Raw genomic sequence first — 6046 nt, 5'->3', positions numbered from 1 at the left:
GGCCACCGGCTCGCGGTCTGCGCCGATGAGGTCGATCTCGGGGTTGTTCTGCCGGTTCCACCAGCCGCCGATGGCCTCGGTCTCGGGCCATTCATCGTCCGGGAGCAGGCGCAGCAATGACTCGCGGATCAGTGGCTCGACCGCACGACCACGCCACGTGGTCCAGGACCCTTCGATGCGTTCCAGCGCCACGTCGCCACGCCCGCGCTCGATGAGCGGGATCGCGCGCTGCAGAAACGCCAGCCAGAACCGCAGGTACGGGTCAGCGATCCGGTAGCGCTTGTTCTTGCTGTCCGGTTTGACGGACAGCGGGAGATCAGCAGTCAGAACCCGCTTGGCCTGCAGAGTGGTCAGCAGTGGGGAAAGTGTGCCGGACGGCAGCGCTCCGCCACCACCGGCCTGGGCCGCGACCGCGCTGAACGTGCGCTCGCCACTGCCAATCGCTTCCAGTACGGCCCGTGAGTGTGACGCTTCGGGGAACTCACCCAACAGGGACAGCTCGCCGGCCACCAACAAGGGAGAGAGAGGGCTGGCGACGGAAGCCCCGAGGAAGTCGATGCGACTCATTCCCGGATGCCACGACTGCACGATCTCCGGGAATCCTCCCGTGATCAGCTGGGCATCCACGGCGTCTGCCGCGTTCAGCTCGGTCATGGCCTGGACGTCGGCCAGATTCAAGGGGTGGACGGTCATCCTCGTCGCCCGGCCGAAGAACGGCCGTCCGTACGACTGCAATGACTCCATCACCGACACGTCGCTGCCGACGAGCAGGAGCAACACCGGCTTGGAGGACAGATGACGGTCCCAGACGGTCTGAAGGGCGCCCTCGAATTCCTGGTCCTGTTCGACCAGCCAGGGCACCTCGTCGATCACCGCGATGCTGGGTGAGTCATCAGTGATCGCGAGCGCCAGCGAACGCAGGGCCTGGTTCCAGTCCTGTGCCTGGAGGCCGGCGACCAGCTCCGCTTGCGGCAGCGGGGACTGCGCCAGAGCGGCGGCAAATTCGGCACGCTCCGTCACGGGGTTGCGCCCGCGGGTGGCCTGAAACACCACGTACGGCACTCCCGAGCGGTCGCAGAACTCCTGGACCAGCCGGGACTTCCCCACTCTGCGCCGACCAGTCATGATCACGGCCCGCCCTCGAGTGACTCCACTCCGTTCTGTCACCGACGTGAGCTGCCCAGTCAACAGTTCGAGATCAGCGGCCCGGCCATGGAACTCCACGAAGCGACCTCCAGCACCTAACGTAGATCCATTCTTACGTAGATCGAATCTTACTTTACCGTTCGGTGCCTTTCTTGCTCCCCTTCTTGCAGCCCGCAGCTGTCCTACGCCGCCGCTACCTTGCGAGCCTGTCCAGGGCCTCTGCTACCGGGACGGGATCCAGGGGGCCGATGTGTGACGCCTCGGGAAAATCGTGGACGTGGAAGCTGTTGCCGGGTGTGGACGCGTCGGCTTCCGCGATCATCCTGTCCTGGAGTGCGGTGGCGATCGTCCGGTCCCTGCCGAAACGCAGGTAGGTGCGGGGAATGCGGCCCCAGCTGCCGGCCCGGCCGACCGCTCGGCCCGCATAAGCGGCGACCGGCTCGTCGGTCTGCATGCCGGCCAGTATCCGGCGGAAGTCGGCGTCGGGATAGTCCGCGCAGATCATCTCCTTCAGGAGGGCCAGCGCACGGCTGTCACCTGTCCGGAAGTTCAGTCGGAATACACCGAGCCGGTCAAGGTCACCCACCGCCAGCTCGACCGGGCTGACGGCGTTCGCGTTCTCGGGTGCCGCCGTGCAGGCGTCCGCTGTGGGCAGGGCGCGGCTGGGGCAGAAGGCCGCCATGTAGCAAATGTGGTGCAGCAGATGCGGGACGGCATCGCCGACACGGCTGACCGACACGCCTCCCAGGCTGTGCCCGACCAGCACCACCGGGCCGTTGCGTGCCGCCCGGCGCACGATGCCCGTGACGCGCGCCTCGTAGTCCTCCAGCCCGAGCCCCTTCAGCGGGGAAGGCTCGACCGCCATCGCCTTGAGGTCCTGCCGCTGATACGACTCCGGCACGAAGGCCTCCGCGCCATGCCGTGGTTGGTCCACCATGACGACGCGGTGACCGCGCAGCGTCAGCTCCCGTGCGATCGGCATCCAGAACGCGCCGGCGCTGTGGGTACCGTGCACCAGCACGTACGTGGTGATCCCGCGACGGGGGGCCGCTGCGGCCGGGGAGGCCCCGAGCCCGGTGGCCAGTGCCACGCCACCTAACGCGAGTCCCAGCCCACGTAATGCCGTCCGCCTGGAGGCACCTGTTCGCTCTTCGTTCGTGTCATCCGTCATGAGTACGACGCTATGAAGAGCTCGCTCGGCCCACCAGCGGTCCAGCACCCCCACTGGGGTGGACCCAGCCCCCGTGCTGGTCGCGCGTGCCCGCCGGTGGGCCGACGACGGTGGTGAGGTGGAGTTTGGTCTCGTCCTCACTGCCCGGCGCGGCGGTCATGATGACGATCTTGAGCTCGGTGTCGCCGTCGGTCAGGACATCGCAGTCCACCGTGACCGCGCCCACCGACGGGTGGTCGACCGTCTTGTGGACCTCGCGGTTCGCGGCCACCTCTCCCGCCGCCCACAGCTCGGCGAACCTCGCGTTGCCCGCGTTCAGGTCGCCGACCAGCGCGGCCAGGCGGCTGTCCCGGGGGAAGCGGCCGGTGGCGCGGCGCAGGTCGGAGACGAGGGCGGCGTCGGTGGTGTCGGGATCCGCGTCGGTGACCGGCCACCGCGCGAGGGAAGTGTGATCGGCGTCCACCGGGAACCTGTCCCGGGCGAAGTTGCGCATCCGCGGCGGCGCGGCCAAGGGGTCGCCCAGCAGGGCGGCCCACCGGTGGTTCCACCACACCAGCTGCCAGTCCGCCGCGAACACGGCGACCGCTACGTCTCCGAGGCGGACGAGCACGCGTTGCATGCCGGGCGGGAGATGGTCGCTGATCGTGCCGTCCGCCGGTGGCATGATCCGGGCCAGCCGGTAGAGGTGGTCCCGCTCGGCGGTGGACAGTTGGAGGGCACGCGCCAGGGACGCCACCACCGACGCCGAGGGTGTCGTGGCCCGCCCCTGTTCCAGGCGTACGACGTAGTCGACCGACACCCCGGCCAGGTCGGCCAGTTCCTCGCGCCGCAGTCCGGCCGCCCGGCGCTTGCGGACGACCGGCAGCCCGGCAGCCGACGGGGGCAGGCGGTTGCGCCACGTGCGGATCATCGCGCCCAGTCCGGCCCCCGGGGGTGTCGTCGTCATGCCCTCCATCCTCCCGCCTCCCCGATCACCTCGGGGGGCGCAAGGGTGGTACTGGTCTTCCCACCGTCGAAGCGTCCCTGGTCCGGCTCGCTCGGCAGAGCAACCATCGAAGGCATGACGATCACCTTCATCACCGGAGCCAACAAGGGCCTCGGCCGCGAGACCGCCCGCCGCCTCGTCGCGTGCGGTCACACCGTTCTCCTGGGAGCCCGCGACCGTGAGCGGGGCGAGGAGGCGGCCGCCGCGCTGGGCGCACGCTTCGTCCCCGTCGACGTCACCGACGACGCGTCCGTGGCCGCGGCCGCCGCGGACGTCGCCGAGCACGAGGGCAGGATCGACGTCCTGATCAACAACGCGGGGGTGCAGGGTCCCTTCGCGGATCCCGGCGACCTCACCGCCGCCGACGCCCGCGCCGTCCTCGACGTCAACGTCATCGGCGTCGTCCGCACCACCGCCGCGTTCCTGCCGCTGCTGCGCCGCTCGGACGACCCCGTGATCATCAACGTCAGCAGTGGCATGGGCTCCCTCGCCGCCACCCACGACCCCGGCCGGTCCGAGTCGCACGTCGTCGTGCCGCTGTACGCCTCCTCGAAGGCGGCGCTGACGATGTTGACCACGCAGTACGCCAAGGGCCTCAAGGACATCCGCGTCAACGCCGCCGACCCCGGCTACACGGCGACCGACCTGAACGGTCACAGCGGCCCCCAGACCCTCACCGAGGGCACGGACGCGATCGTCGCCCTCGCCACGGAGGGGCCCGGCGCCGGCACCGGGCGCTTCGTCGACCGCCATGGCGAGATCACCTGGTCCTGAGACCGGCGGGCGGTGCGGGGTCACCGGCGGTCGGCGTGCGGGCGATGCGTCCTACGCCGGTTTCCTCGCCACCAGGTACGCCCGGGACAGCTTCTCCTCGCCGAGGGGCTCCCTGAGCACTCGGACGATCACCTCGAAGCCTGCCTTGATCAAGGGCTCGACCACTGCCTCTGGTGCGCGCAGGTAGTAGTCGAGGGAGATCTTGTGGCCGAAGCGTTCGTCGAGATGCATGTGGGTGCCGCCGGGCTCGTACTGGAAGCCGATCAGGGCGTGGGCGCCGGGGGCAAGGGTGCGGTGGAACTCCGCGAAGGCCGTCGGGAGGTGGTCGTCCGGGACGTGGATGATCGAGTACAGCGCGGTGATTCCGGCCAGGGTTTCCGACGGCAGGTCGAGCGACGTCATCGAGCCCACGTGGAAGCGGAGGTCCGGGTGGGCTCTGCGGGCCAGTTCGACCATCTTCGGGGAGACGTCCACGCCGAAGACCGGGATACCGAGTGCGGCGAGCTGGGCGGTCACGTGACCCGGCCCGCTGCCGATGTCGGCCACCGGGCCCTTGCCCTGCTCCTTCACCAGTTCCGCGAAGCCGGTGATCTGGGTTCTGTCCAGCGTGGGAATGCCGGCCCAGTCGGAGAACTGCTCGGTGTAGGGCTCGGCGATCGTGTCGTACGCGGTTCGGGTGGCCCGTATGAAGTCGGGGTTCTCGGCGTTCACGGGCTGCACCCTAGCGGGGCGATTCCGGGCGGCGGGCGGGAAGTTGCGGACCGCCGCGTGGAGTTTCCCTGGCGGTCATTGGGCGGCGGATGGCCGGGACTTGAGGCCTTCGAGGAAGGCTGTGAAGGTGTCGGGCGGGAAGGCGAGGGTGGCGCCCGTCGGGGTCTTGGAGTCACGGATGGCTATGTGGGTGGGGTGGGTTGCGATCTCCACGCAGTTGTTGCCCTCGCCTCCGCCGGAGTAGGAGGACTTCACCCACTGGGTCAGGGCGGTCATGTCGACCACCGGGCCGAGGGGTGCGGTGTTTTCAGGGCTCCGAGGAAGGCTGTGAAGGTGTCGGGCGGGAAGGCGAGGGTGGCGCCCGTCGGGGTCTTGGAGTCGCGGATGGCTATGTGGGTGGGGTGGGTTGCGATCTCCACGCAGGCGTTTCCTTCGCCGCCACCGGAGTAACTTGACTTCTGCCAGATGTCGGGGGTGGGCATGGGGCGCCTCACAGCTCCTTGGCCAACGTGTGGATGAAGTCGCGCGACCGTTCGGGGTCGAGTGACACGCTCTCCAGCCTACGGAAGAGTTTCCGGAAGCGGGCGAGTTGGGCCTCGGCGTCGATGAACGCTGTGCCGTGCGGACCATCGCGTACGACGGTGTCCAGCTTGGGAACAGGGCCACCCGCGTACACCATTGCGCTGCCGGCTCCGGCGAACGCGTCCAGATCGAAAGGGATCACGCGGACTGTCACGTGGTCGGCTTCGGAGAGCGCTTGGATGCGGGCGAGTTGCTCCCGCGTCGCGGAACGGTCACCGACTCTGATGCGCAGCGCCGCTTCGTGGATCACGGCCTCGTAAGGGATCGGATCCGGGCGCTCGATGATGACCCGTCGCTTCATCCGGTGCTCCACTCGGAGGTCCACCTCGCTCAGCGGGAACTCCGTGTTGACGTAGGAGAAGAGGGCTCGGGCGTAGTCCTCGGTCTGCAACAGTCCCGGGATGTGGAGGAAGTCCACGTCCCATCGTTGACTGGCGTGGTACTCCAGCTCGGCGAGATCCAGGTACGGCGTGGGCAGCCTCTCCTGGTACTCCTCCCACCAGCCGTGCGTCCGGTCGGTCGCCATGGTCACGAGGGCGTCGATCAACTGGCTGTCTGAGCAGGCGTAGTTGGCGGCCATGGCCCGCAGGCGTTTCTCGCTCACGCCCGCGAGTGCCTTCTCGATCTGACTGATCTGTGCGGAGCTCACCCCGAGCGATGCCGCCGCCTCGCGGCCT

General features: G+C 68.9%; 8 protein-coding genes. 1 reads left to right on the top strand and 7 read right to left on the bottom strand.

All coding sequences use genetic code 11. The features are described from left to right. From JF597_RS51925 to JF597_RS51915, 3 genes are all read right to left on the bottom strand, one after another. Positions 1–1224 (bottom strand): DUF234 domain-containing protein (locus tag JF597_RS51925; protein ID WP_294013726.1); only part of this gene is annotated, 1224 nt, incomplete at its 3' end. A 115-nt stretch (positions 1225–1339) separates the two neighbouring features. Beyond that, on the bottom strand, positions 1340–2167 hold the full coding sequence (locus tag JF597_RS51920) for an alpha/beta hydrolase (protein WP_294013730.1): 828 nt from the start codon (positions 2165–2167) through the stop codon (positions 1340–1342). 160 nt (positions 2168–2327) lie between these two features. Further along, a complete protein-coding gene (locus JF597_RS51915; protein ID WP_294013724.1) occupies positions 2328–3272 on the bottom strand; it encodes a helix-turn-helix transcriptional regulator in 945 nt (314 codons plus the stop codon). A gap of 105 nt (positions 3273–3377) precedes the next feature. Between JF597_RS51915 and JF597_RS51910 the strand changes: the two genes are divergently transcribed. After that, positions 3378–4076: an SDR family NAD(P)-dependent oxidoreductase gene (locus JF597_RS51910; protein WP_294013721.1), complete on the top strand. Its 699-nt coding sequence runs from the start codon at positions 3378–3380 to the stop codon at positions 4074–4076. 51 nt (positions 4077–4127) lie between these two features. Here JF597_RS51910 and JF597_RS51905 read toward each other — a convergent pair whose 3' ends face one another. From JF597_RS51905 to JF597_RS51890, 4 genes are all read right to left on the bottom strand, one after another. Further along, complete coding sequence (locus JF597_RS51905) at positions 4128–4787, bottom strand: class I SAM-dependent methyltransferase (RefSeq protein ID WP_294013720.1); 660 nt, start codon at positions 4785–4787, stop codon at positions 4128–4130. 75 nt (positions 4788–4862) lie between these two features. Continuing rightward, entirely contained in the window at positions 4863–5063 is a 201-nt protein-coding gene (locus JF597_RS51900; RefSeq protein WP_294013718.1) for a DUF397 domain-containing protein, read from the bottom strand. Then, positions 5060–5269 carry a DUF397 domain-containing protein gene (locus JF597_RS51895; protein ID WP_294013717.1) on the bottom strand — a complete coding sequence of 70 codons (210 nt, stop codon included), beginning with the start codon at positions 5267–5269 and terminating at the stop codon, positions 5060–5062. Before JF597_RS51895 ends, JF597_RS51900 begins: the two co-directional genes overlap by 4 nt. Before the next feature lie 8 nt (positions 5270–5277). Then, the coding region (locus JF597_RS51890; protein ID WP_294013715.1) for a helix-turn-helix transcriptional regulator at positions 5278–6046 on the bottom strand (769 nt) is incomplete at its 5' end.

Source organism: Streptomyces sp. (genome assembly GCF_019510245.1).
Taxonomy (GTDB): Bacteria; Actinomycetota; Actinomycetes; order Streptomycetales; family Streptomycetaceae; genus Streptomyces.
This window is presented reverse-complemented; position numbering and strand designations above follow the sequence as displayed.